This window comes from Paenibacillus forsythiae T98 (assembly GCF_000520735.1).
Lineage (GTDB): Bacteria > Bacillota > Bacilli > Paenibacillales > Paenibacillaceae > Paenibacillus_AQ > Paenibacillus_AQ forsythiae.
The window spans coordinates 1-315 of sequence record NZ_ASSC01000310.1; the positions used below are offsets into that span (position 1 = coordinate 1).

Genomic DNA, 315 nt, shown 5'->3' on the forward strand with positions numbered 1-315 from the left:
ATCAACTCGTACAATTCACGAAATACAAGGCTGAGAGTGCTGGTAGAATCGTGAAACAAGTTGACCCACGCAATACATCGCAACTTTGCTCTCATTGCGGTGAAATCGTCAAAAAAGAACTGAAGGAACGTATTCACAACTGCCAGCATTGCGGTTACGTCGCGGATCGAGATGTGAACGCTGCGATCAACATTTTGCAAAGAGCAACGGCCTGAACACTGAAAGCTTAGGCTCGGATGGAGCCTTCAGCGAGGAAATGGGTTGCCGTTTCCGTTGACCTGAGAAGCCCCTCCCTTTAGGGATGGGAGTCATCAC

General features: G+C 48.9%; 1 protein-coding gene. It reads left to right on the plus strand.

Annotation, left to right across the window (positions count from 1 at the left end; genetic code table 11):
* Positions 1 to 215: zinc ribbon domain-containing protein (locus L692_RS28335; RefSeq protein ID WP_036723084.1), on the plus strand; the 215-nt coding region annotated here is incomplete at its 5' end.
* Positions 216 to 315 lie beyond the last annotated feature (100 nt).